This window comes from Cupriavidus sp. C2SS-8b (assembly GCF_057073745.1).
Window position 1 is genome coordinate 1,322,377 of record NZ_CP172717.1, and the last position, 25,855, is coordinate 1,348,231.

Below are 25,855 nucleotides of genomic sequence, written 5' to 3' on the forward strand. Positions count from 1 at the left end.
GTCAGAAGTCCTTCGCGAGCCGCAGCGCGTCGTAGATCGCGCCGTGGATGTTATGCATCGAGATGCAGTCGCCGACGCGGAACAGCAGGAAGCGGCCATTGCCAAGCGTTTCGGACAGGCACGGCTGCGGCTCCGACGCAAACAGCTTGTGCACGTCGACCTGGCCGCGGTTGACCGATTCCGGCTTGAGCTTCCAGTACAGCGCGTCGTTCGGCGTCGAGCCGTTCTCGATCACCACCTGGTCGACCGCACGCTCCTCCTGCTCTTCGGTGTACTCGTTGCGCAGCACCGCGATCGTCTTGCCGTCCTCCTTGTAGACGCGATCCAGCCAGTAGTTCGGCGTATGGATCACGCCCTGCGCATACAGGCGGCGATAGAAGATCGGGAAGGTCGTGCCGCCGCAGTCGTCGGCCACCTTGACGTCTGGCGTGACGATCTCGACCTTCGCACCGCGGCTGGCCAGATAGTCCGCAACGCCCGCGCCGGCGTGGGTGCTCACGCCGTCGTAGACGAGCACGTTTTCCTTCGCCTCGACGTTGCCCGCCAGTACGTCCCACGAACTGACCGCGAGACCCTCGGCCACGGCCCAGCCAGGGACCTGATCGGAGAATGCCCGGCCGCCCGTGGCGAGCACGACGATGTCCGGCTTCTCCGCCATGATCGTCTTCGCGTCCGCTTCCACGCCCAGGCGCCGGTCGACGCCAAGGCGCTTGGTCTCCATGTCGAACCAGCGCACGATGCCCTGCATCTGCTCGCGCTGCGGCGCCTTCGAGGCGAGCAGGATCTGGCCGCCCACTTCAGTGTTCTTCTCGAACAGCACCACATCATGGCCGCGTGTGCGCGCAACGCGCGCCGCTTCCAGGCCGGCCGGGCCGGCACCGACCACGACGATCTTGCGCTTCGGGCCGCGCGTCTTCTCTATGAGGTGGGGCATCGTCGCTTCGCGCGAGGTCGCCGCGTTCTGCACGCACAGCACGTCAAGGCCGTTGTACTGGCGGTCGATGCAGTAGTTGGCGCCGACGCATTGCTTGATCTCGTCCTCGCGGCCGTCGCGGATCTTGATGACCATGTGCGGATCGGCGATCTGCGCGCGCGTCATGCCGACCAGGTCGACCATGCCGTTAGCAAGCAGGCGCTCGGCCTGGCCCGCGTCGCGGATGCTTTGCGCGTGCATCAGCGGCACCTTGATCACCGACTTGATGCCCGCGGCCAGATGCACGAACGGCTCGGGTGGCAGCGCCATCGGCGGCATGCAGTTCGCGAGCGTGTTGTGCGTGTCGGCGCCGGAGCCGATCACACCGAGATAGTCGATGAGCCCCGACTCGGACATTGCCTGCGCGATCTCCTTCAGTTGCTCATGATCGAGGCCGTCTTCATGGAACTCGTCGCCGCACATGCGCAGCCCCACACAGAAGTCCTTGCCAACCGCCTCGCGCACGGCCTGCAGCACCTCGACGCCGAAGCGCAGCCGGTTCTCCAGGCTGCCGCCCCACTCGTCGGTGCGGAAATTCGTGCGCGGGCTCCAGAATTGGTCGATCAGGTGCTGGTGCGCGGCCGAAATTTCGATGCCGTCCATGCCGGCGTCTTTCACGCGCCTGGCTGCGGCCGCGAAGTCGGTGATGATGCGGCGGATCTCCTCGGGCTCGATGATCTTCGCATTGCCGCGGTGCACAGGCTCGCGTACGCCGGACGGCGACATCAGATGCGGCCAGTGCTCGCCGTGGAACGCCGAGCGGCGTCCCATGTGCGTGGCCTGAATCATGATCTTGGCGCCGTGCCTGTGCATCGCTTCTGCCAGGCGCGAGAGCGGATCGATAATCTTGTCGGTCGAGAGATTCACCGACTTCCACCAGCCCTGGGGACTGTCGATCGAGACGGGGCTCGAGCCGCCGCAGATCGCCAGGCCGACACCGCCCTTCGCCTTCTCCTCGTAATAGCGAACGTAGCGGTCGCCAGGCAAGCCGCCCGGCTCGGCATACACTTCCGCGTGCGCCGTGCTGACGATCCGGTTGCGCAGCGTCAGCTGGTTAAGCTGCAAAGGTTTGAACAGGTGGGGATAACGCATCGCGGACGACCTCTGGCGTTGGTGTGTCTCGTATTTGTGGTAGTGCGGGCGGGCTACGGTGTCAGCGCGCGATCGGCGACACTTCGAACACGCAGTGATCGTGCCCCTCGGCCGCGCACTGCACTTCCTTCGACTGCGCACGCGGGGCGCCCTTGCCCGCGGCGGACGTGTCGTTGACCCAGTCCATCGCGCCCGCGAACCAGCCGGCGAACATGTAGCAAAGCTTGCCGCTCCGCCTGGGCTGCTGGAGCACGAATGACGAGTGGCGCAGTGCGATGCGCGCGCTCGCCGTCGCCGGATCGGCCTCCAGGATCGAGAACAGGCCCCAGCCACGCTGCGACAACCGCTTCAGGTAGTGCTCGAACACGGCCATGCCGCTGATATCGTGCAACTGCGCCTCCTTGTCGCACCAGTGGTAGGCGGACTTGTAGCCGGCCTTGTAGAGGATCTCCGCGTAGGTATCGCGGCCGAGCGCCTCTTCGATGGCGACATGGTTGTTCGTGAAGAAGTGGCGCGGCACGTAAAGCATGGGCAGCGCGTCGGTGGTCCAGACACCGGTTTCGGGATCAACGTCGATCGGCAGTTGCGGTTGCATCGTGGTAACTCCGTGAGGAAAAGGCCGCTTGTATCGGTTGCGCAGGCGCGGCATCGCCCGCGAGCCCGCGCATTGCGCGCGGGCTCGTCCCGTTTTGATGTGATTCAGCTAACAGATGGCGCGCTGTCAAGCGCCCCAGACGTCCTTGAAGACGCGCACCCAGTTGCCGCCCATGATCTTGCGGATGCGCGATGGCTTCCAGCCTGCGCGCTCCATCGCAGCGGTCAGGTTCGGAAACTCGCCGATCGTGCGGATGCCTTCGGGGTTAATCACCTTGCCGAAGTTGGTCAGGCGCCGATAACGGCCCTTGTCGTGCGTCAGCATGTCGAAGAATTCGGTGCTGTAGCCCTGAGTGAAGTCGGTGCCGATGCCGACCGCGTCCTCTCCGATCAGGTTGACGACGTAGTCGATTGCTTCGATGTAGTCGTCGACCGTCGCTTCGATCCCGCGCCTGAGGAACGGCGCGAACATCGTCACCCCGACGAAGCCGCCGGCGTCGGCGATCTCCTTCAGCTGCGCGTCGCTCTTGTTGCGCGGATGCTCCTTGAGACCGGACGGCAGGCAGTGCGAGTAGCACACCGGCTTCTTCGAGAACGCAATCGCCTCCGACGACGTGTTGCCGCCGACGTGCGACAGGTCGACCATGATGCCGACGCGGTTCATCTCCGTGATGACCTCGCGGCCGAAGTCCGACAGCCCGCCATCACGCTCGTAGCATCCGGTTCCCACCAGGTTCTGTGTGTTGTAGCAAAGCTGCACGACACGCACGCCCATGTCGGCGAAGGCTTCGATGTAGCCGAGGTTGTCCTCGAAGGCGTGGGCGTTCTGGAAGCCGAGGATCACGCCGGTCTTGCCTTCGTGCTTGGCACGCTGGATGTCGTTGGTGGTGCGCACGAGCGTCAGCAGTTCGCTGTTGTCGCGAATCGCCTGCTTCATCAGCGCGATGTTGTCGACGGTGCTGGTGAAGTTGTCCCAGACCGAGACCGTACAGTTCGCGGCTGTGACGCCGCCTTTCTTCATGTCTTCGAACACCGACCGCTCGAACTTGGAGATGTTCAGGCCATCGATAATGATGCTGTCCTGGTGCAGGGGGCTCATAGGTCGTTCCAGTCCGTTCGGCGGGTCAGTAAATCGGGAAGCGTTCGCACAGCGCGAAGATCTGGCGGCGCACGCGCTGCTCGGTGGCGGCGTCGCCGTCCGGATTCGCACGCAGCGATTCGAACACCTCGAGGATCAGGCGGCCGATCTCGCGGAACTCCCCGACGCCGAAGCCGCGCGTCGTGGCGGCCGGTGCGCCGAGCCGGATGCCCGATGTGATGGTCGGCTTCTCGGTGTCGAACGGGATGCCGTTCTTGTTGCAGGTGATGCCGGCGCGCTCCAGCGCCTGCTCGACCTGCGTACCCTTGAGGCCCTTGGGGCGCAGGTCGACCAGCAGCAGGTGGTTGTCGGTGCCGCCGGTCACGAGGTCGACGCCGCCCTCCTTCAACACTTCGCCCAGCGCCTTCGCGTTGGCGAGGACGTTGTCGATGTAGGTCTTGAACTCCGATGTCAGCGCCTCGCCGAACGCGACGGCCTTGGCCGCGATCACGTGCATCAGCGGCCCCCCTTGCAGACCAGGGAACACCGCCGAGTTGATCTTTTTGGCGATGTCTTCGTCGTTGGTCAGCACGAAGCCGCCCCGCGGGCCGCGCAGGGTCTTGTGCGTGGTCGATGTAACGACGTGGGCGTGCTCGACTGGATTCGCATGGCGTCCGGCGGCGATCACGCCCGCGATGTGGGCCATGTCCACCATCAGCTTCGCGCCGACGCTGTCGGCGATCGCGCGGAAGCGGGCGAAGTCGAGCTGGCGCGGATACGCGGAGAATCCGGCGATGATCAGGCTCGGCTTGTGCGCCTTTGCCAGCGCTTCGACCTGGTCGTAGTCGATCAGCATCGACTCCCGGTTGACGCCATACTGCACGGCGTTGAACCACTTGCCTGACAGAGCCGGCTTGGCGCCATGGGTCAGGTGGCCGCCCGCGTCCAGCGACATGCCGAGCACGGTGTCACCGGGCCTGGTCAGCGCGAGCATGACGGAGCCATTTGCCTGGGCGCCCGAGTGCGGCTGCACGTTGGCATAGCCGGCATGGAACAACTGCTTCACGCGCTCGATCGCGAGCGCTTCGACTTCGTCGGCGAATTCGCAGCCGCCGTAGTAGCGCTTGCCCGGGTAGCCTTCGGCATACTTGTTGGTAAGTACCGATCCCTGCGCTTCGAGCACCGCACGCGACACGATGTTTTCTGACGCGATCAACTCGACTTGCGACTGCTGGCGCTCGAGTTCCTTCGAGAGGGCGCCGCGAACCCGCGCATCGCGCTCGGCCAGGGGCTGCGAGAAGAAAGACTGGGTGTTCGACATAGAGGTCCGTGTGGAATGGAAATGCTGACGAGGGGCGAAAGGCCCGCTGCGCCAGGCCTTTCCAGCCGATCGGCGCAGCGTTGCCGACGGATCTATTCTTGTCGTTCGCGCTCCCGCTCGATTGATGAATTCAGACGCGTTCTTTTCCATTTCCGCCATGCGCGTCCGATTTTCACAAGTGGCCATGGGATGCACTGAGACGGTGCGCGACGCGCGATGCGCGGGCAGCGTTTCTCGATTGCAGTGCAACACGCTCGGTGCGCACCATGTCTTCGTTGACGCACCCTATTGACTGGCTAGGGTTTCGCCGTATGGCACGCTAGTTGCGGCTGACATAACAATGAATACAAAGAGCAGCCAGTCCTTTTCCCGAGGACCGGACATGCACCTTAAAAATCCGAAGGACGCCCCCACCCATGCCGACCGACCGCTCCGCGTCGTTAGCTCACTTCGCGTTCATGCCGCTGCCCAACTTCACGATGATCGCGTTCACCAACGCGATCGAAGTCCTGCGCATGGCCAATTACCTGAGCGGCCAGGAACTGTACCGCTGGACCATCATCAGCCCGGAGGGCGGGCCGGTGACAGCGAGCAACGGCCTGGCGATCGACACTCACCCTGCGGCCAGCATCGGGCGTCCGGACATCGTGTTCGTCTGCGGCGGCATCGAGGTGCAGCGCTCGACGACCTATGAGCACCTTTCCACCCTGCGCCGCGCTGCGCGCGAGGGCATCATGCTGGGTAGCCTTTGCACCGGCACGTACGCGCTCGCGAAATCTGGCCTGCTGGCCGGCTATGCCTGCGCGATCCACTGGGAGAACATGTCGGCGCTCAAGGAGGAGTTTCCCGACACGCGCTTCCTGAAGGAACTGTTCGTGATCGACCGCGACCGGGTCACATGCACCGGCGGGGTCGCGCCGCTGGACATGATGCTGAACCTGATCAACCGGCGCGTCGGTAGCGCCCTTGTGACGCAGATCGCCGAGCAGTTCATCGTCGAGCACGTGCGCGACACCAGCGCGCAGCAGAAGATGCCGTTGGTCGCGCGACTGGGCTCGGCCAAGAGATCGCTGTTCGAAGTGGTGTCGCTGATGGAAAACAACATCGAAGAGCCGCTGTCGCGCGAAGAGCTTGCACGGCTGGCAAGCCTGTCGCAGCGGCAATTGCAGCGCCTGTTCCGCGACCATCTCGGGATGACGCCCACGCATTACTACCTGACGCTGCGCTTGCGCCGCGCGCGCGAGCTGCTGCTTCAGACCGATATGTCGATCATGCACATCACCATGGCATGCGGCTTCCAGTCGGCGTGCCATTTCAGCAAGAGCTACCGCGACGCGTTCGGCGTCCCGCCGACGCGCGAGCGCAGGGCGCAGGGCGCGCCGCTGGCGAAGTCCGCCGCGCAAGGCGCATCCGCCTACGCGTCGGCGATGATGCAACCCCATTGACACCGTAACGCCAGACAGAAACGGGCGGCCAGACATCGGCCGCCCGTTTCGTTTCCGTCTCGCGGGTCAGGCCGCCAGCAGCCCGTGCGGATCGATGACGAACTTGCGGGGTGCGCCACCATCGAATTGCTTGTAGCCCTCCGGTGCCTGGTCCAGTGAAATGACGGTCACATTGACGATCTGCGCAATCGGCAACCGGTTGTGCAGGATGGCCTGCATCAGGTTGCGGTTGTACCTGAGCACCGGCGTCTGGCCCGTATGGAACGAGTGCGACTTCGCCCAGCCAAGACCAAAGCGAATACTCAGGCTGCCGCGCTGTGCCCCGGCATCGCTGGCGCCCGGATCATCGGTCACGTAAAGCCCCGGAATGCCGATCGCACCGGCGGGCCGGGTGATTTCCATCAGCGAATTGAGCACCGTGGCGGGCGCCTCCTCCGCATGACCCGCCGAGCCGTGGCCGTGCGCTTCGAAGCCGACGCAATCCACCGCGCAGTCGATCTCCGGCGTGCCGAGAATCTCGGCAATCTGCTCGCCGAGCGTAGCGTCCTTCGACAGATCGACGACTTCGAAACCCATTGCCTTCGCGTGCGCGAGCCGTGCCGGGTTCATGTCGCCCACGATCGTGCATGCGGCACCGAGCAGGCGCGCTGACGCAGCCGCTGCCATGCCGACCGGGCCGGCACCGGCAATGTAGACCGTCGAGCCGGGCTTCACACCGGCAGTCACAGCGCCATGGTAGCCAGTGGGCAGGATGTCCGACAGACAGGTGAGATCGCGCATCTTCGCCATCGCCTGGTCGCGGTCGGGAAACTTCAACAGGTTGAAATCGGCATACGGTACCAGCACATACTCGGCCTGCCCGCCGATCCACCCGCCCATGTCGACGTACCCGTAGGCTCCCCCCGCGCGCGACGGATTGACGCTCAGGCATACGCCGGTGTGCTGCTCCTTGCACATCGCGCACCGTCCGCACGCGACGTTGAACGGCACGGAGACCAGGTCGCCGATCTTCAGCGTCTCGACGTCCCGGCCAACCTCGATCACCTCTCCCGTGATCTCGTGACCCAGCACGAGCCCGGTCGGCGCGGTGGTGCGACCTCGCACCATGTGCTGATCGGACCCGCAGATGTTTGTGCTCACGACCTTGAGGATCACGCCGTGGCCGATCGCACGGCCGCTCGGATCGACCATCTTCGGATAGTCGATCGTTTGCACCTCGACGCTACCCGCCCCCTGATATACGACACCGCGGTTGCTGCTCATTGCCTTGTCTCCTGTCTCGTTGCACCGTGCCGCGGCCACGCCGACTGGCGTGGCATGCGCAGCATGCGCCATCGAGAGTAGTCCAGGGACACCGGGGAAGACGTCGTGAACCCGACAGGCGCTTGCACATTGCCGACATCGGCCAGCGTCGCCAACACGAACGCCCGCGTACACCTGGCGAACTGAGTGGGGCGGCCCCGCATTGGCCTGCCGATGTCGGATTTACACATACCTACGACGCGTAGGCTCCAGAGCGTTCGGCGATAACCGCGTCTACTGAACATCCAGGGCCTGCAAGCAATCCGCTAAGAGGCCCTGACTTGTTCAAGGAAGCCATGCCAACGCCTACTGCCTCCTCCACGCGCTCGAACGCCGCTGCCCGGCTCGAACGCCTGCCGTTTTCCGGCTACCACAAATTGATATTCGTCGTCGTTGCGATCGCATTCTTCTTCGACTCGGTCGATCTCGCCACGATGACTTTCATACTGGGCTCGATCAAGCAGGAGTTCGGGCTGTCCACCGCGATGACCGGCCTCGTCGCCAGCGCCAGCTTCTTCGGGATGGTGGTCGGCGCAGCGCTCGCCGGCTTGCTCGCGGACCGCTTTGGACGCCGGCCGGTGTTCCAGTGGAGCATGGTGCTGTGGGGCATAGCCTCGTACCTGTGCTCGACGGCGCAAAGCGTCGAGGCGCTCATCGCCTGGCGCGTACTGCTCGGCATAGGGATGGGCATGGAGTTTCCAGTCGCGCAGACGCTGTTGTCCGAGTTCGTCCCCACCGCGAACCGAGGACGGCTGATCGCACTGATGGACGGCTTCTGGCCGCTCGGCTTTATCACGGCTGGCATCGTCTCTTACTTCGTGCTGCCGCAGTTCGGCTGGCGTGCCGTGTTCGCGCTGCTTGCGATCCCGGCCGTGTTCGTCCTGATCGTGCGCCGCATCGTGCCCGAGTCGCCGCGCTGGCTGGAGCATGCGGGCCGGCACGCCGAAGCCGACGCAGTCATGTGTGGCATCGAAGCCAGGGTGATGCGCTCGGCCGGCGTCGCGATGCTGCCACGGCCCGCGCAATACCTGACGGCCGCGCCAGTGCGCGGGCGCGGCGCGCTGCGCGAGATCTGGAGCGGCGCCTATCGCCGCCGCACGACGATGGTCTGGTTGCTGTGGTTCTTCGCGCTGCTCGGCTTCTACGGGCTGACGTCCTGGCTTGGCGCGCTGTTGCAGCAGGCCGGCTTTGCGGTGACGCAATCGGTCTACTACACGGTACTGATTTCTCTTGGCGGCGTGCCGGGCTTCCTGTGCGCAGCATGGCTCGTCGAGCGCTGGGGGCGCAAGCCGACCTGCATCGCGTCGCTGCTCGGCGGCGGCGTGATGGCGTACCTGTACGGCCAGAGTGCGATGTATGGCGGCAGTGTTGGACTGCTCGTCGGCACCGGCCTGGCGATGCAGTTTTTCCTGTTCGGCATGTGGGCGGTGCTGTACACCTACACGCCGGAGCAGTATGGCACGGGCTCGCGCGCGACGGGGTCGGGCTTTGCCTCGGCGATCGGGCGGATCGGATCGCTGATCGGGCCTTACGTGGTTGGCGTCGTGTTGCCGGTGTTTGGCCAGGGTGGAGTTTTCACGCTGGGCGCCCTGTCGTTTGCCGTCGCGGCGCTCGCTGTCGGGGTGCTTGGTATCGAGACGCGCGGGGTCGCGCTGGAAGCGCTGGCGTCGGAAGACGAGACAGGCGAGGCAACTTTCTACGCCGCAGCAGATAAGTCTTCCTGACACGGGGCCTCGGCATTTCGCGGAAAGATCCCGTCCGGGCTGTCTGCCGCGAGTCGCTGTCGCGACTCGCGGCCACCTCAGGAAAGCAATGGGTTCAGAACTTATGGCGAATCGCGGCGCGAACCTGGAACTGGCTCGATGTCGATGATGCATTCGCCGCGCCGGGAAGGTCAGCCATGTCCAGTGCAGTGCCGGTCTTGCCGCCGGCGACACGCTGGTAGGCGCCCTGGAGGTAAACGTCGGTGCGCTTGGAGAAGCTGTAATCCGCCATCAGCCCGAAGGAATGCACTTTCGGCTTTGCGTCGCCGGACGATGCATTGAAGTTCTCCAGGGTGAGCGTATAGGCCCCGCCCGCATAGAAAGCGGGCGTGAACTGGTACTTGAAATTCACCTCCAGGTTCTGGAACCGGAGAGAGTTCAGCGTTCCGGTGGCCGGCAGGATCGAACCGGAGATATACGACGTGGACAGCGGCTCGGTCAGGTTCGAGTTTGAGTAGGCGAAGCCGGCCGTCGCCGCGCCGAACGTGTAGTTGACGCCGGCACCGAAGATGCGCAAGCGCTTGGCAAGAAAGTTCTGGTCGCCGCCGTTGGTGATGGCGCCCCCCGACGTGGCTGACGGGTTGTCCGCCTGCAGATAGGCCGCCGCCAGCAGCAACCCGCCACTCGCGTACTGCATCCCTCCGCCAAACTGGCGGTTGTTGGCAAAGCTGGTGTCGTTGCTGAAGCTGTAGGTGCCGCCGAACTGGAAGCCGCCAAACGATGGGCTCGTGTACTTGACGGTATTGTTGACGCGGAACGAGTAGATGAAGTTGTCGTTGTCGTAGGGATGGCCAAACATGGTACCGCCCCAGTTTCCGGCAACAGTCGTCGGCGCGAGATAGTCGATCACCGAATCATACTGGCGCCCAAGCGTCACGCTGCCGTATTGATTATCGGAAAGCCCGACATAGGCTTGCCGGCCAAACAGCAATCCGCCCTGTGCCGCTTTGCCATTGCTCGCATTAAAGCCGCCTTCGAGCTGGAACAGCGCCTTGAGGCCGGCGCCCAGGTCTTCCGTGCCCTTCAGGCCCCACCGGCTGCCTTGCGCAAAACCGCTTGCCACCTCGGTCAGGCTATGTCCACCGACGTTGCTGGTGTAGTTGATGCCTTCGTCGATGATGCCGTACAGCGTGACGCCGCTTTGGGCAAAGGCGGACGTGGAAACCATCAAAGCCAGGGCCGAGCCCGCAGTCGCTCCCATTTTCATCGGATTCTCTCCTCGTGTTTATGTGACTTGCGCCGCTGGCTCACCGATCGGTGCGGCAACTGCGGCGGCGTCTAGGAGAGTAGTCCGGGAGGCCGGGAAGCCCATGTCGAATACCGACACGCGTTTGAACAAGGCCGACATGGTCCCGGCAGTGCTCAGGCCACTTTCCCGCTGCGCCTCAGGTAATCGGCGCGTGTCCACTCGAGCGCGACACCGACGCGTTGCGTGCCAGGCCGGATCTTCGGCTTATGCACGGCCAGCGTCAGCGTGTCGAGCGCGGGCCATTCGCGAAACGACAGCTCCGCGATCTCGGCCACCAGCGTCTCGAGCAGCCGCGTATGCGGCTTGTGCCCGAGAAACCCGGCCAGGCGAGCACAATAGCCTTCGTAGTCGATCCATTCGCCATCTTCGCGCGGCTCGCTGCGATAGCCGAGACGCGCATCGATGATGATCGGCTGCGGTGCATCGTGCTCGTGCGGATGGATGCCGATGCGCACCGGCACCGCCAAGGCATCGATGAACACACTCCATCCCCGCCCGGGCAGGAGCGGTGCATCGAGCGCGGCCAGCGGACCGTTGAAGGCGTTATCGACGAGCTTCATGATGTCAGCGGCACCGCCGCGTCCAGGATGATGCGGCAGAAGTAATCGGCAAAGCTGCGGCGCACCACGATCTCGAAGCGGTCGGCCTCTGTCGGCACGAGCACGATCGAGGCCTTGAAGTAGTGGCTCTGCACGCACTGCCCTGGCTTGAGCACGCGCGGATGCAGGTCGAGCGGGCAGCCGCGCGCGAGCACGTCGCGCACACGCTCGCCACGGATCTCGACCACCGTGTAGCCGCTGCCGACGTCGACCGCGGCCGCATACGCCCCGGCGAACGCCTGGGTAAGCTTCGGCTCCAGTACACCCGCCGGCACCGGCCCGTTCGACCGCACTAGCCACTCGTCCGGGCCGAGCCACAGCACGTCATAGGCAGTGCTCCGCGCGACGGTGTTCGGTGCTGCGGGTGGGCTGCAACCGACCACGCTCTCGAACGCATCGACGAACAAGGGATCGGACAAAGCGCCACGCACGATCACGAGATCCAGAAAGGCCCGCTCGCGCATCACGAATGCCTTCGCCGCACCCGCCATCTGCGCGTTCAGTAGATCGGCCGCGCCGACGAACGGCGACTCGAGTCGCACGGCGCGCTTGCGCGCGTCAGACGCCGGCATGTCGGCCACCGGCGTAGCATTTCCCGTTTCATTCCACATTCTGGCGCACCCCTTCGGTATCGTAGAAAACCGGGCTGGAGATCTTTGCCATCACGCGCCGGCCATCGGCCAGCGGGATCGCAACGCTCTCGCCCATCTTGCCCAGGCCGCCCTTGACCACGGCAAGCGCAATCGATCGCTTCAGGATCGGGCTGTAGTAGCTGGAGGTCACATGACCGATCATCGGTGTTGCCTCGGTGGCCGACAGGCGCGTACCCGGCGCGAGGATCTGCGCACCCTCTGGCAGCACAAAATCCGCGTCGTCAGTCAGCAGGCCGACGAACTGCTTGCGGCCTTCCTTGGCGGTATCCGAACGCGTCAGCGAGCGCTTGCCCAGGAAGTCCTTCGACTTCGCAACAACGCCGCCCATGCCGAGGTCGTACGGCGTGATCGAACCGTCGGTGTCCTGGCCAACGATGATGTAGCCCTTCTCCGCACGCAGCACGTGCATCGTTTCCGTGCCGTACGGCGTGATGTCGAACTCGGCGCCAGCCGCCATCAGCGCTTCCCACACCGCGCGGCCGGCGTTTGCCGGCACGTTCACTTCGTACGCCAGTTCGCCCGAGAAGCTGATCCGCATCACGCGCGCCTTTGCACCGGCGACGGTGCCGTTCCGATAGCTCATGAACGGGAACGCGTCGTTCGCGAAGTCGATGTCATGGCTGACCTTCTGCAGCACCTTTCGGCTCTTCGGCCCGACCACCGCGAAGGTCGCCCAGTGATCGGTGACCGATGACAGCCGGACTTTCATGTCCGGCCACTCGGTCTGCAGCCAACGCTCAAGCCAGGTCAGCACGCGCGCGGCGCCGCCCGTCGTCGTCGTCATCATGAAATGCTGCTCACCAAGCCGCACCGTCACGCCGTCGTCGAAGACCATGCCGTTCTCGTCCAGCATCAGGCCATAGCGGCACTTGCCGACTTCGAGCTTGTTCCAGGGGTTGGTGTACATCCAGTTAAGCAGCGTCACTGCGTCCGGACCCTGGATGTCGATCTTGCCGAGCGTCGACGCATCCAGGATGCCGACGCTATTGCGCACGGCGAGGCATTCGCGCTTCACCGCGGCATGCAGGTCCTCGCCCTTCTTCGGAAAGTACCAGGGACGCTTCCAGTTGCCGACATCCTCGAACAGCGCGCCATGCTTGACGTGCCACTCGTGAACGCAGGTCTTGCGAATCGGGTCAAGGAAGTCGCCGACTTCCCGCCCGGCGAACGCGCCGAACGTGACCGGCGTGTAGTTCGGACGAAACGTGGTCGTGCCGGTCTCGGGAATCGACTTGCCGAGCGCCTGTGCCAGGATCGCCATGCCGTTGATATTGCCGAGCTTGCCCTGGTCGGTACCAAAGCCCATCGCGGTGTAGCGCTTCACATGTTCGACCGATTCGAAGCCTTCGCGCGCGGCAAGCAGGATGTCCGACGCCGCGACATCGTTCTGGAAATCGACGAACTGCTTCGGCCCGCGTGCGGCGGCCGCGCGGCTGCCGACCAGCCACAGCGGCAGCAGCGCGCCCTCGGCGACGGCCGTGACTTTGGGCGCGGCCGGCCGCTTTGCGCCACCAAAGCCGGCGGCTTTCGCCGCGTCGATGCCGGCTTCCAGCGCCAGCGGCAGTGCCACGGCGAGGTTGAACTCGCCTGCCGCCGCACCCACGCTGACCTCGGCCTGCAGCGACTTGCCCGGCACGAAGCACACCTTTTCATCGCTCCACTGTGCCTTGCCGCCCGACTGTGCGAACAGGTGAAGCACCGGGCTCAGGCCGCCGGACATGGCGACGAGATCGCAGGGGATCTTCGACACCTTGCTACCGGTCTGCCCGTTCGCATAGGAAGTCACATTGACCGACGTAACGTGCCGCTTGCCGGATGCGGCCATCACGACCGCGCCGTTCATGACGGTCACGCCCTGCCGTTTCGCGAGGGCGGGCAGCGCGCCGCTGGCCGAGGCGCGCGGATCGACGACCGTCACCTTCGCGCCGCTTGCCTTCAGGTCGAGCGCCGCCTGATAGCCGCGGTCATTGTTGGTGAACACGACCGCGTCGCGCCCCGGCAGTACGCCATAGCGATGGATGTAGGTCGATACCGCCGATGCCATCATCACGCCCGGCAGATCATTGTTGCCGAAGACGATCGGGCGCTCATGTGCGCCGGTCGCCAGGATCACCCGTTTTGCGCGGATTTTCCACAGCAGCTCGCGCGAGCCATGGCGCATCGCTACCGGCAGATGGTCGGTGAGGCGCTGCGTCACGGTGACAAGATTGTGGTCCTGGTAGCCGAACGCGTTGCTGCGCGACAGGATCGTCACGTCCGGCAGCTTGCGCAGCTTGCTCTCGATCTCGCCGACCCACTGCAGTGCGGGCTTGCCGTTGATCTCGGTCCGCCCCGACAGCAGGCTGCCGCCGAGCTCACGCTGGTCGTCGACCAGGATCACGCGTGCGCCGGTCTCTGCGGCCGCATGGGCGGCCGCAAGACCGGTCGGGCCGCCTCCGACCACGAGCACATCGCAATGTGCGTAGCATTTGTCGTAGCGATCGGCGTCGAGCGTCGTCGGCGCCTTGCCCAGGCCCGCCGCCTCGCGGATTTTCTCCTCATACTTCGGCCACATCTTACGCGGCCACATGAAGGTCTTGTAGTAGAAGCCGGCCGGCATGAAGCGCGCGAACTTCTGGTTGACCGCCATGCGGTCGTGTTCCAGGTCCGGTTCAGCGTTCACGCTCGTGGCGATGAGCCCTTCGTACAGCTCGATCTCGGTCGCGCGGGCATTCGGCACCGTGTACGCACCGCGTTCCAGTTGCACCACGGCATTTGGCTCCGCGACGTCGGCGGTCATGATGCCGCGCGGGCGATGGTACTTGAAGCTGCGCGCGACGAAGCGCACGCCGTTGGCGAGCAGCGCGGACGCCAGCGTGTCGCCCTGGTAGCCCTGGTAGGCGCGTCCGTTGAACGTGAAGGCCAGCGGCTGGCCGCGTTGAATGCGGCCGCCCGCGCCGAGACGGTCTTTCTGGCTCATTTCTTGGCCCCTTTCTGCGATGCATTGGCGGCGGGCTGGACGAAGGTCTCGTAGCCCTTGATGTCGTAGGTGACGGTATCGCGCTCGACCTTGAACCACCGGCGGCAGCCCTGGGCGTGGATCCATTGTTCGCGATGCGTGCCGCGGGTATTGGTGCGCATGAACAGGTAGTCTCCCCATTCGCGGTCGGACAGCTTTTCGGTTTCGAACGGGCGCGCGATGTCGGCCTCGCCGCCACACGAGAACTCGGATTCGGCGCGCGGACCACACCACGGACATTCGATCAGCAACATTTCTTTCTCCTCGGGGGTTCAGTGCGCGACAGCGGCAGCGCCGTGCTCGTCGATCAGGTGGCCGGTATAGAAGCGATCGAGCGCGAACGGGGCATTGATCGGATGCGGCTCGTCGCGCGCGATCGTGTGCGCGAATACCCAGCCCGAGCCCGGCGTCGCCTTGAAGCCGCCCGTGCCCCAGCCGCAGTTGAAATAGAGGCCCTTCACGTCGGTCTTGCTGATGATCGGGCAGGCATCGGGCGACACGTCGACGATGCCGCCCCACTGGCGGTTCATCCGCACACGCGAGAACACCGGGAACATCTCGACGATTGCCTGCAGCGTGCCTTCGATGACCTGGAAGCTGCCGCGCTGGCCAAAGCCGGTGTACTGGTCGATGCCGGCGCCGATTACCAGGTCACCCTTGTCCGACTGGCTGATGTACGCGTGCACCGCGTTGGACATGATCACGGAGTTGACGACCGGCTTGATCGGCTCCGACACCAGCGCCTGCAACGGGTGGCTTTCGATCGGCAGGCGCACGCCCGCCATGTCGGCGATGGTCGTCGTATTGCCGGCCGCGACCACCGCGACCTTTTTCGCCTTGATGAAACCCTTCACCGTCTCGACGCCCACGACCGCGCCGCCGTCTCGGCGGATACCGGTCACCTGGCAGTTCTGGATGATGTCGATCCCGGCGCGATCGGCGCCGCGCGCGAAGCCCCACGCGACCGCGTCGTGCCGGGCCACGCCTGCGCGGCGCTGGATCGACGCGCCCAGAACGGGATAGCGGCTGTTCAGGTTGATCGTTGGCTCGATCTCCTGGATCTGCCGCGGCGTCAGGAATTCCGCGTCGACGCCGTTCAGGCGGTTCGCGTTGACCCGGCGCTCGGTGTCGCGCACATCCTGCAGCGTGTGGGCCAGGTTCATCACGCCGCGCTGGCTGAACATCACGTTGTAGTTCAGGTCCTGCGACAAGCCTTCCCACAGCTTCATCGCCTTTTCGTAGAGCGCCGCGGACTCGTCCCACAGGTAGTTCGAGCGGACGATGGTCGTGTTGCGCGCCGTGTTGCCGCCGCCGATCCAGCCCTTTTCGAGCACGGCGACGTTCGTGATGCCGTGCTCCTTCGCGAGGTAGTAGGCGGTCGCGAGGCCGTGCCCACCGCCGCCGACGATCACCACGTCATACTCGCGCCTGGGCTCCGGGCTCCGCCATTGCTTCTCCCAATTCTGGTGATAGGACAAGCCGTTGCGGAACAGACTGAATATCGAATAGCGGCTCATTGGATGGACCCTCGTTAGCATTCAATGACGTTCACGGCCAGACCGCCGCGCGACGTCTCCTTGTACTTCGTCTTCATGTCGGCCCCGGTCTCGCGCATGGTCTTGATCACCGAGTCGAGCGACACGTAGTGCTGGCCGTCGCCCTTCAGCGCCATGCGCGAGGCGTTGAGCGCCTTGATTGCGCCCATTGCATTGCGCTCGATGCATGGGATCTGGACCAGCCCGCCGACGGGATCGCAGGTCATCCCGAGGTTGTGCTCCATGCCGATTTCGGCGGCGTTCTCGACCTGTCCAGGGGTGCCGCCCATCACTGCGGCAAGCGCGGCCGCAGCCATCGAGCACGCAACGCCCACTTCGCCCTGGCAACCGACCTCGGCGCCCGAGATCGACGCGGTTTCCTTGTAGATCATCCCGATCGCCGCCGCCGTCAAAAGGAAGTCGACGATGCCATCGTCATTCGAACCGGGCACGAACTTCACGTAGTAGTGGAGCACCGCGGGGATCACGCCAGCCGCGCCGTTGGTCGGCGCGGTGACGACGCGGCCGCCCGCCGCGTTTTCCTCATTGACGGCCATCGCATAGAGATTGACCCAGTCAAGCATCGACAGCGGATCACGCAGCGATTCCTCGGAACGTGTGCGCAACCGGTGGTTGAGTTCCGCCGCTCGGCGCTTCACGCGCATCGGGCCGGGCAGCTCGCCCTCGACCTTGCAGCCGCGCTCGACGCAGGCCGCCATCGTTTGCCAGATCGCCAGCAGCCCGGCGCGCACGTCTTCCGCGGGGCGAAGCGCGCATTCGTTGCGAAAGACAAGCTCCGCAATCGACAAGCCGCTGTCGCCGCAGGCTTGCATCAGGTCGGCCCCGGTGCGGAACGGATACGGCACCTCGGCCGCCGCGCGCACGCCATTCACGCGGTCCCCGTCGCGATTGATGACGAAGCCGCCACCGATCGAGTAGAACTCTTTTTCGACGAGCAACTGCCCCTGCTCGTCGAACGCCTGGAAGCGCATGCCGTTGGGATGCACGACGTTCCCGGTGCCGCTCATCAGCCGGCGGAAGAAGCCGATATGCTCCTTTTCGTCGAAGGCGATCTCATGCTTGCCAAGGAGCAGCAGGCGCTTGTCCTTGCGGATCTGCGCGAGGCGTGGCTCAATGGCGTCCGGATCGATCCGGTCCGGCAGGCTTCCCTCCAGCCCGAGCAGCACCGCCTTGTCGGTGCCATGGCCCTTGCCGGTCGCGCCGAGCGAACCGTACAGTTCCGCCCGCACGCGCCGCACGAAGCCGAGCAGGTTCGCATCCTCAAGATGCGAAACGAAGCGGCATGCGGCGATCATTGGGCCGACCGTGTGCGAACTCGATGGACCGATGCCGATTTTGAAAAGGTCGAAAACACTGACATTCATCTGGCTGCCTCTTTGCTCTGGCCTGGTAGGTGTCGTTGGATGCCAGTACATCAAAGCGCGGAAATTGCCGATAGAACAAAAGCGGCATCGGCGTGGGACAGCGACGCCAGGGGGCGGTCCAGACTCGCCGGAAATTCGCTTTGGCGATGATTCGTGTCGCAAATACACAAGTCCGCGCCCGGCCGATCGGCGACTCTGGCGGTGACGGAGCCGCGTCGTGCGGGTGGGCCGCGCGGGCTGCATGGATGCCGTATGCGTCACCAGCGTTGGCCACTGAAGCTCCAGCCCGCCACCCCGATCCGCCCGCTTGCACGAGCCTGTCCAAGATGGATGCCGCCATGACACCCGACGTACCCATTTCACCTGTCGCCGAGCCGGCGCCCCGGCGCGTCCGCTTCGGCATCGTGCTGCTGCCGAACTTCACGCTGACCGCGTTTTCGGGTTTCGTCGACATGCTCAGACTGTCGGCGGACGACGGCGACTACAGCAAGCCCGTGCGGTGTGTCTGGACCGTAATCGGAAACACCCTCGCGCCGGTACGCGCGAGTTGCGGGATCCAGGTCGCGCCATGGGAGACATTCGACGACGCGGAGCCGTTCGACTACGTGGTCGTGGTTGGCGGGCTACTGCACTCGGGGCCCCAGGCGGGACCTGAGACCCTCGAGTTCATCCGTCGCTCGGCCGCCGGCGGCGCGACGATGGTTGGCATCTGCACCGGCGTATTCTCGCTGATGCGCGCGGGTGTACTCGAAGGGCACCGCGCCTGCGTCAGCTGGTTCCATTACTGGGATTTTGTTGAGCGCTTTCCCTCGGCCGATCCGGACCTGCTGATTGCGGACCGGCTGTTCGTGATCGACCGCCGGCGCATCACCTGCTCGGGCGGGCGGGCGTCGATCGACGTCGCCGCCGCCATTTTGCTGCGCCACTTCGATCACGCCACCGTGCAGAAGGCGCTGCGGATCCTGCTCGTCGGCGAGATGCAAAAAGGCAACGCGCCGCAGCCACATCCGCCCGGCCTCGAGCCCGCGACGCACCCGAAGGTCAAGCGCGCGATCCTGCTGATGGAGCAGCACGTCGGCCGGGCGCTCCCGCTCGAGGCGCTCGCCTGCAAGCTCGACATGTCGCCGCGCCAGCTTGAACGCCTCTTCAAGGCAGAAACCGGCAAGAGCCCGCAGGTATTCGCCAAGCATGTGCGGCTACGCACCGCGGCGTGGCTGTTGACCAGCTCGGACCGCACCGTCTCCGACATCGCGTTGGGCTGCGGCTTTGCCGACGCCTCACATCTGGGCCGGGAATTTCGCAAGCAGTTCGGCGTCCCGCCGGCCACCTATCGCGACAAGGGCGTAGATCCGGCGTCGCAGCCCAATGGCAATGCCAGCGAGGAAGCGGCGCTCACCGAAAGTGAAAGCGAGTGCTGAGCCTGTCGTTCCATGGTGGGGAAATTATCTTGCTCGGCGTTCCGTTCGCACGTGCGATGACGGGCGACGGCCAACTTGCGTCCGTCTTCGGACAACTGCATACCCGACTGGCCATCGCCATCGTCGGTCCACTTATAGTCTGGCACCAAGAACTTAAATCAACAGGGACGTTCAATGAAAACACGCGCAGCAGTTGCCTGGGGGGCGGGAAAGCCGCTAACGATCGAAGACGTGGACCTGGAAGGCCCTCGCGCCGGTGAAGTCCTGGTGGAAATCAAGGCCACCGGCATCTGCCACACCGATTACTACACGTTGTCCGGCGCCGACCCGGAAGGCATCTTCCCGGCGATCCTCGGCCATGAGGGCGCCGGCATTGTCACCGACGTCGGCCCGGGCGTGACCTCGCTGAAGCCGGGCGACCACGTGATCCCGCTGTACACGCCGGAATGCCGCCAGTGCAAGTTCTGCCTGTCGCGCAAGACCAACCTGTGCCAGGCCATCCGCTCGACGCAAGGCAAGGGCCTGATGCCGGACGGCACCTCGCGCTTCTCGATCGACGGCAAGCCGATCTTCCACTACATGGGCACGTCGACGTTCGCGAACCACATCGTGGTGCCGGAGATCGCGCTCGCGAAGATCCGCCCTGACGCGCCGTTCGACAAGGTCTGCTACATCGGCTGCGGCGTGACGACCGGCGTGGGCGCGGTCATCTTCACGGCCAAGGTCGAGGCGGGTGCCAATGTGGTGGTGTTCGGCCTCGGCGGCATCGGCCTGAACGTGATTCAGGGCGCGAAGATGGTCGGCGCCGACAAGATCATCGGCGTCGACCTGAACCCCGCGCGTGAAGCGATGGCGCGCAAGTTCGGCATGACGCATTTCGTCAACCCGAAGGACGTGGGCAACGTGGTCGACCACATCATCCAGCTGACGGACGGCGGCGCCGATTATTCCTTTGAATGCATCGGCAACACGCAGGTCATGCGCCAGGCGCTGGAGTGCTGCCACAAGGGCTGGGGCAAGTCGATCATCATCGGCGTGGCCGAGGCCGGCGCGGAGATCTCCACGCGCCCGTTCCAGCTGGTGACCGGACGCGAATGGAAGGGCTCGGCCTTCGGCGGCGCGCGCGGCCGCACCGACGTGCCGAAGATCGTCGACTGGTATATGGACGGCAAGCTCAACATCGACGACCTGATCACGCATACGCTGCCGCTGGACCGCATCAACGAAGGCTTCGACCTGATGAAACGCGGCGAGTCGATCCGCTCGGTGGTGCTGTACTGAGGGGCTCGGCATGACCGTGGGCCGGCGGCACGCCGCCGGCTCAGGTTAAGCCTGGCCGGCTGCCCTGGTGCCGGCAATGAGCGGGCCACATCAGGCCGCGCCGGCAACGCCCTCGACGCTTCAAGGAAAAGTCGGGCGACATGAACACCCTAGATCACTTGCGCCCGCCGGTGGCCCTGGCCACTGCCAGGTCAGCACGCCGCAATGCCGCACGCTGCTGAAGAATTGGGTACCCCGACCGGACACGCCCCGCGCAGGCGCTAAGATTTAATCGTTGGCCATCGCTGGCTTCCACGGGGACAACCCCATGCGCTGCGCAAGATGCGGGTTCGAGAATCCGGCAGGCGCCAAGTTCTGTGAGGAATGTGGCGCCAGGCAGGTACGCGTCTGCCCCGCCTGCGGACAAGAGGCGGCCGGCAGCGCCAAGTTTTGCAGCGAATGCGGCGCGCCGCTGGGGGGCTCTCCTGCCTCGGGCGCGGCCCCGCCTGGCCCGGCAACGGCGTCCAGCGCCCCCGTCGATTACACCCCGCCCTATCTGGCCGAGCGCATCCGGGCCGCTCAGGCAGAACTGGAGGCCAGAAGCCCCGCGGACGGCGAGCGCAAGATGGTCACCGCGCTATTCGCCGACATGGCTGGCTCGACCGGCCTGATCCATGATCTCGATCCCGAAGATGCCCGCCGCCTGATCGACCCGGTGTTGGCACTGATGATGGAGGCTGTCCATCACTATGAGGGCTATGTGGCCAAGTCGATGGGCGATGGCATCCTGGCACTTTTCGGCGCGCCTATCGCGAACGAAGACCATCCGCAGCGGGCCTTGCTCGCGGCGCTGCGCATGCAGGAAGCCATGCGCCACTACGCGGACGGCGTCCGTCTGGCCCAGGGCATCGCGCTGCAGATCCGCGTCGGCATCAACTCCGGCGAAGTGGTGGTCCGCACCATCCGGATCAAGGATTTGCACACCGACTACGACCCCGTGGGCAATTCCATCCATATCGCTTCACGCATGGAGAGCATCGCAGTGCCTGGCACGATTGTCGCCAGCGAACACACCCACAACCTGACCGAGGGCTATTTCGCTTTCAAAGCCCTCGGCGCGACGCCGATCAAGGGACTGCGCGAGCCGCTCGCGGTCTTCGAAGTCCTCGGCTTGGGGCCGCTGCGCACGCGGCTGCAGATGTCGGCCAGCCGCGGCCTGGCGCGTTTTGTCGGCCGGACCCGCGAGCTCGAACAGTTGCGCGAAGCGCGCGCGCGGGCGCGGGCCGGACACGGGCAAATAGTCGGCGTGGTTGGAGAGCCGGGGGTTGGCAAGTCGCGGCTTTGCCATGAATTCAAGCTGCTTGCGCCGCGCGATTGCCTGGTGCTCGAAACCTTCTCGGTGTCGCACGGCAAGGCCTATCCCTACTTGCCGCTGATCGAGCTGCTGCGGAACTACTGTCAGATCACGGCGCAAGACGACGAGCGCAGGCGGCGCGAAAAGCTCACGGGCAAGCTTCTGACGCTGGACCGTGCGCTTGAAGACAGCCTGCCTTATCTGTTCCACCTGCTTGGCGCCGTCGAGCCTGGCTCGGCGCTGGCGCAGATGGACTCCCAGATCCGCCAGCAGCGTACCTTCGAGGCGATCAAGCGGCTGCTCGTGCGGGAGAGCCTGGCCCAGCCGCTGGAGCTGATCATCGAGGACCTGCAGTGGCTCGACAGCGAAACTGAGGCTTTCCTCGGCTTTCTCGGCGAAAGCGTGCCCAGCGCGCGCATTCTCCTGCTGGTCAACTTCCGGCCGGAGTATTGGCACGACTGGGGCCGCAAGAGCTATTACACCCAGCTGCGCCTGGATCCGCTTGGCGAAGCCGAAGCCCGGGACCTGGTGCGCGCGCTGCTGGGCGATGCCCCGGGGCTTGCCCGGCTCGAGCAGCTGATCCTGCAGCAGACCGAGGGCAACCCGTTCTTTATCGAAGAAGTGGTGCAGGACATGGTCGAAGCACAGGTGCTGCGTGGCGAACGCGGGCATTACCGTCTCGAGGAGGTTCCCGGCAAGCTGCACATTCCCGCCACCGTGCAGGGGGTGCTCGCCGCCCGCATCGACCGCCTGCAGCCCGCGGAGAAAGCGCTGCTGCAGACCCTGGCCGTGGTCGGCAAGACTTTTCCCTGGAGCCTGCTGGCCCGCGTCGTGGAGCAGCCCGAGGACAAGACGAAGAGCCTGCTGGCCAGGCTGCAGGCAGGGGAATTCATTTACGAACAACCGGCGTTCCCGGAGGTGGAGTACAGCTTCAAGCATGCCTTGACCCAGGAGGTGACCTACGGTTCGCTGCTGAGCGAGCGACGTCGTGCGCTGCACGAGCGCACCGCGCAGGCGATCGAGTCCCTCTTCAGCGCCCAGATCGAGGAGCACTGCAGCGAGCTGGCCTATCATTTCAGCCGCAGCGGCAACACCTCAAAGGCGGTGGAGTACCTGCGGCGCGCCGGACGCCAGGCCGTGCAACGCTCCGCTGACGCCGAAGCGGTCACCCACCTGGCTTTGGCGCTGACCTTGCTAGCCGGCCTGCCCGATGGACCCGCGCGCGCAGAAGAGGAACTCGCGCTGCAGATCACCCTCGGTCCAGCCTTGATGGTGACCAGAGGCTTCGCTGCCCCGGAAGTGGGTGCGACGTACAACCGTGCGCTGGCGTTGTGTCAGCAGCTCGGGGAGACGACCCAGCTCTTCACGGCCCTGATGGGGCTGCGCACGTTCTACACCGTGCGTGCGGAACTGCGGACCGCCCGCGACCTGGCGGAGCAACTGCTTGGCCAGGCCGAGCAGGCGCAGGATCCCGCGCTGTTGCTCCAGGCGCGCCGGGCATTGGGTGCCAACCTGTTCTATCTTGGCGAACTGGTTGCGGCCCGTGCCCGGCTGGAGCAGGCCATGGCGCTCTACGACCCACAGCAGCACCGTTCACATGCCTTCGTCTATGGCCTCGAACCCGGTGTGCAGGGTCTGGCCCTGCTTGCCATGGATCTTTGGATGCTCGGCTATCCGGACCAAGCCTGCACCCGCAGCCAGGAGGCGCTGGCCCTGGCCCAGACACCGTCCCATCCTTCGGACTCGGCCGATGCGCTGATCGCCGCGACAGAGGTCCGGCTGTTCCGCGGTGAAGTGCAGCCGGCTCTCGATCTCGCCCAGGCGCTGGTCGCTCTGGCGACCGACTATGGCTTGCCGTACGGGTTGGCTTGCGGAACCCTGCTGTCGGGCTGTGCCCTCGCTGCAGGCGGCCACGTGCAAGAGGGGATCGATCTCATACGGAAAGGCCTGGGTGCCTACCGCGAAACCGGCGCCGAGCTTCGACGCACGCACTTCCTGGCGCGGCTTGCCGAAACCTGTGCCAAGGCAGGACAAGTCGAGGCAGGACTTGCGGCGGTGGCCGAGGCACTGGCTGCCGTGGAACGCACCGGAGAGCGGTTGCACGAAGCCGAATTGCATCGGCTCAAGGGAGAACTGACGCTGCTCGAAGCGGTCCGGTCATCGGGCAAAACGAACGACAGCGTCCGCGAAGCCGAGGCTTGCTTCCAGAAGGCGATCGCGATCGCTGGCAGGCAGGAAGCCCGATCGCCGCAGCTCCGGGCGGCGGTCGCGCTAAGCCGCCTGTGGCAGCAGCAGGGCCGGCATGACGAGGCCCGTTCCTTGCTGCGCGAGATCTACGGCTGGTTCACCGAAGGCTTTGACACCGCGGACTTGCGCGAGGCCCGGGCGTTGCTCGCCGATCTCGGGGAACGGTGAGCCCCTGGCCGACGGGATAAGCGCGGCCCCTCGGTTCTAGGCGAGAACAGCCTCGCGTTCATCATGCTGATGGTCTCGTGCGACCAGGTAGCGCCCCTCCCCGAAGACGAGAGGCCGGTGCTCCGACCGCTCCAGGCGGATCACTCTTCCGATATAGATGACATGATCGCCTTCAGGATGGGCGGAAACCTTCACGCACTCGAGGTTTGCGGCGCATGAACCGATGATGGGCACACCTCCCAAGCCGGATCGGATGGAAATATCGCGGAATTTGTCGTCGCGGGCCGTCGAGAACTGCCGGGATATGTGAACCTGATGCTCCGAGAGGATATTGACCACGAAGCGCTCGGCATCCCGAAACACGGGGTAGCTTCTTGAGGACAGTGAATGACTCCAGAGGATCAACGGCGGGTCTAGCGAAACCGAGCTGAACGAGTTGACTGTAATTCCGCACGCTCGTCCGGTGGCATCCAGCGTGGTCATCACAGTCACCCCCGTGGGGAACGCACCCAATGCCTTGCGCAGGGTCAGACCGTCAATATGTTCCATAACCAATCCTTTCTGGCTGTGCCGAGGCTTCCGCTGCTGTCCATGCCATGCGATAGACATCGCGATGGCCCCTGCCACTTAACGCCATTCGTGCAGCGCTGATTGCCGCAATGGCGCCCCTGGCATTGGTTCCGATACCGGGAATCTGTACAAGGCCTTCCATCGGATCACGGCTCATGACAAGGTTATGCGTCGATGCGATCTCGACGGCGTCCCCGATCTGTTCGTTGCTACCACCCAGCACCGCGGCAAGGCCCGCAGCCGCCATCGAGCACGCCGCCCCGACGTCATCCTGGTAGCCGACCCCGGCCCCGGATATTCGCGCGCCATCGCTGTAAAGAATGCCTATTGCCGCGGCGGTTAATAGGAAATCCAACACACCTTGCTCGCTAGCCCCGGGAACGGAATCACGGTAGTACCGAAGCACAACGGGTGTGACGTCCGCAGCGTCACGTGTCTGGGCTGTCGCGGCGCCTTCCGCAACGCTAGCGTCCATCCCGCGGGCTATGGCGAGCAGCCTGACCCGAATGTCGTAGGTGCTTCGCCAGCATTTTTCGTTCTCGAGCATCAGGTCGGCAAGGGTGCGGCCTGACTCCTCGCACAACCGGAACAATTCCTCGCTGGTCCGAAAGGGATAAGGAATCGGATGCTCGTCGACGTTCTGCCACTTCAAGTCCCGGGCCGCGGTCATGGTCCCTGCGGTACTCCAACCGGACGGCCCGATTCCAACTTTGAAAATATCGAATGTGCTGACGGACATGCTGCCCTCGACCATCGCTGCGGTATCTGTTCCAATCGCTCCGATCGGAGCGCCGTACGCCCTGGGGGGCGTTTCGCAAGTACATCAAATCTCGCAGGATCGGCGATAGAAC

At 64.8% G+C, this 25,855-nt stretch carries 19 protein-coding genes; 5 read left to right on the plus strand and 14 right to left on the minus strand.

Going from position 1 to position 25,855, the window contains the following annotated elements; translation table 11 throughout:
- Position 1 precedes the first annotated feature (1 nt).
- From ACIGJB_RS23000 to ACIGJB_RS23015, 4 genes are all read right to left on the minus strand, one after another.
- Entirely contained in the window at positions 2-2,065 is a 2,064-nt protein-coding gene (locus tag ACIGJB_RS23000) for an oxidoreductase (protein ID WP_483734577.1), read from the minus strand.
- A 61-nt stretch (positions 2,066-2,126) separates the two neighbouring features.
- A complete protein-coding gene (locus ACIGJB_RS23005; RefSeq protein ID WP_483734578.1) occupies positions 2,127-2,660 on the minus strand; it encodes a DUF5943 domain-containing protein in 534 nt (177 codons plus the stop codon).
- A 126-nt stretch (positions 2,661-2,786) separates the two neighbouring features.
- Positions 2,787-3,758 (minus strand): dipeptidase, encoded by a 972-nt coding sequence (locus ACIGJB_RS23010; protein ID WP_483734579.1) that lies wholly within the window; start codon positions 3,756-3,758, stop codon positions 2,787-2,789.
- A 25-nt stretch (positions 3,759-3,783) separates the two neighbouring features.
- A complete protein-coding gene (locus ACIGJB_RS23015; RefSeq protein WP_483734580.1) occupies positions 3,784-5,058 on the minus strand; it encodes a serine hydroxymethyltransferase in 1,275 nt (424 codons plus the stop codon).
- 395 nt (positions 5,059-5,453) lie between these two features.
- Between ACIGJB_RS23015 and ACIGJB_RS23020 the strand changes: the two genes are divergently transcribed.
- Positions 5,454-6,503, plus strand: coding sequence for a GlxA family transcriptional regulator (locus tag ACIGJB_RS23020; RefSeq protein ID WP_483734769.1), 1,050 nt, complete (start codon positions 5,454-5,456; stop codon positions 6,501-6,503).
- A 66-nt stretch (positions 6,504-6,569) separates the two neighbouring features.
- Here ACIGJB_RS23020 and fdhA read toward each other — a convergent pair whose 3' ends face one another.
- Positions 6,570-7,766 (minus strand): formaldehyde dehydrogenase, glutathione-independent, encoded by a 1,197-nt coding sequence (gene fdhA, locus ACIGJB_RS23025; RefSeq protein WP_483734581.1) that lies wholly within the window; start codon positions 7,764-7,766, stop codon positions 6,570-6,572.
- A 335-nt stretch (positions 7,767-8,101) separates the two neighbouring features.
- Here fdhA and ACIGJB_RS23030 point away from each other — a divergent pair, with 335 nt between their 5' ends.
- Positions 8,102-9,529: an MFS transporter gene (locus ACIGJB_RS23030; protein WP_483734582.1), complete on the plus strand. Its 1,428-nt coding sequence runs from the start codon at positions 8,102-8,104 to the stop codon at positions 9,527-9,529.
- Between the two features lie 94 nt (positions 9,530-9,623).
- Here the strand turns inward: ACIGJB_RS23030 and ACIGJB_RS23035 are convergent, their stop codons facing one another.
- The 7 genes from ACIGJB_RS23035 to ACIGJB_RS23065 form a co-directional block, all read right to left on the minus strand.
- Positions 9,624-10,775, minus strand: a complete 1,152-nt coding sequence (locus ACIGJB_RS23035) for a porin (RefSeq protein ID WP_483734583.1) — start codon at positions 10,773-10,775, stop codon at positions 9,624-9,626.
- Between the two features lie 155 nt (positions 10,776-10,930).
- Positions 10,931-11,377, minus strand: coding sequence for a dihydroneopterin aldolase (locus ACIGJB_RS23040; protein ID WP_483734584.1), 447 nt, complete (start codon positions 11,375-11,377; stop codon positions 10,931-10,933).
- Positions 11,374-12,027, minus strand: coding sequence for a sarcosine oxidase subunit gamma (locus tag ACIGJB_RS23045; protein ID WP_483734585.1), 654 nt, complete (start codon positions 12,025-12,027; stop codon positions 11,374-11,376). Before ACIGJB_RS23045 ends, ACIGJB_RS23040 begins: the two co-directional genes overlap by 4 nt.
- Complete coding sequence (locus ACIGJB_RS23050) at positions 12,017-15,028, minus strand: sarcosine oxidase subunit alpha family protein (protein WP_483734586.1); 3,012 nt, start codon at positions 15,026-15,028, stop codon at positions 12,017-12,019. Before ACIGJB_RS23050 ends, ACIGJB_RS23045 begins: the two co-directional genes overlap by 11 nt.
- Entirely contained in the window at positions 15,025-15,321 is a 297-nt protein-coding gene (locus tag ACIGJB_RS23055; RefSeq protein ID WP_483734587.1) for a sarcosine oxidase subunit delta, read from the minus strand. The genes ACIGJB_RS23050 and ACIGJB_RS23055 overlap by 4 nt, the downstream gene beginning before the upstream one ends.
- A gap of 18 nt (positions 15,322-15,339) precedes the next feature.
- On the minus strand, positions 15,340-16,584 hold the full coding sequence (locus tag ACIGJB_RS23060; protein ID WP_483734588.1) for a sarcosine oxidase subunit beta family protein: 1,245 nt from the start codon (positions 16,582-16,584) through the stop codon (positions 15,340-15,342).
- A 14-nt stretch (positions 16,585-16,598) separates the two neighbouring features.
- Positions 16,599-17,987, minus strand: a complete 1,389-nt coding sequence (locus tag ACIGJB_RS23065) for an L-serine ammonia-lyase (protein WP_483734770.1) — start codon at positions 17,985-17,987, stop codon at positions 16,599-16,601.
- A 338-nt stretch (positions 17,988-18,325) separates the two neighbouring features.
- Between ACIGJB_RS23065 and ACIGJB_RS23070 the strand changes: the two genes are divergently transcribed.
- The 3 genes from ACIGJB_RS23070 (at position 18,326) to ACIGJB_RS23080 (ending at position 24,434) form a co-directional block, all read left to right on the plus strand.
- Positions 18,326-19,405: a GlxA family transcriptional regulator gene (locus tag ACIGJB_RS23070; protein ID WP_483734771.1), complete on the plus strand. Its 1,080-nt coding sequence runs from the start codon at positions 18,326-18,328 to the stop codon at positions 19,403-19,405.
- Between the two features lie 174 nt (positions 19,406-19,579).
- Positions 19,580-20,686 carry an S-(hydroxymethyl)glutathione dehydrogenase/class III alcohol dehydrogenase gene (locus ACIGJB_RS23075; RefSeq protein WP_483734589.1) on the plus strand — a complete coding sequence of 369 codons (1,107 nt, stop codon included), beginning with the start codon at positions 19,580-19,582 and terminating at the stop codon, positions 20,684-20,686.
- 307 nt (positions 20,687-20,993) lie between these two features.
- Positions 20,994-24,434: an AAA family ATPase gene (locus tag ACIGJB_RS23080; RefSeq protein WP_483734590.1), complete on the plus strand. Its 3,441-nt coding sequence runs from the start codon at positions 20,994-20,996 to the stop codon at positions 24,432-24,434.
- A 36-nt stretch (positions 24,435-24,470) separates the two neighbouring features.
- Here the strand turns inward: ACIGJB_RS23080 and ACIGJB_RS23085 are convergent, their stop codons facing one another.
- Entirely contained in the window at positions 24,471-24,983 is a 513-nt protein-coding gene (locus ACIGJB_RS23085) for a flavin reductase family protein (RefSeq protein ID WP_483734591.1), read from the minus strand.
- Positions 24,970-25,743, minus strand: a complete 774-nt coding sequence (locus ACIGJB_RS23090) for an L-serine ammonia-lyase, iron-sulfur-dependent, subunit alpha (protein WP_483734592.1) — start codon at positions 25,741-25,743, stop codon at positions 24,970-24,972. Before ACIGJB_RS23090 ends, ACIGJB_RS23085 begins: the two co-directional genes overlap by 14 nt.
- Between the last annotated feature and the right edge of the window lie 112 nt (positions 25,744-25,855).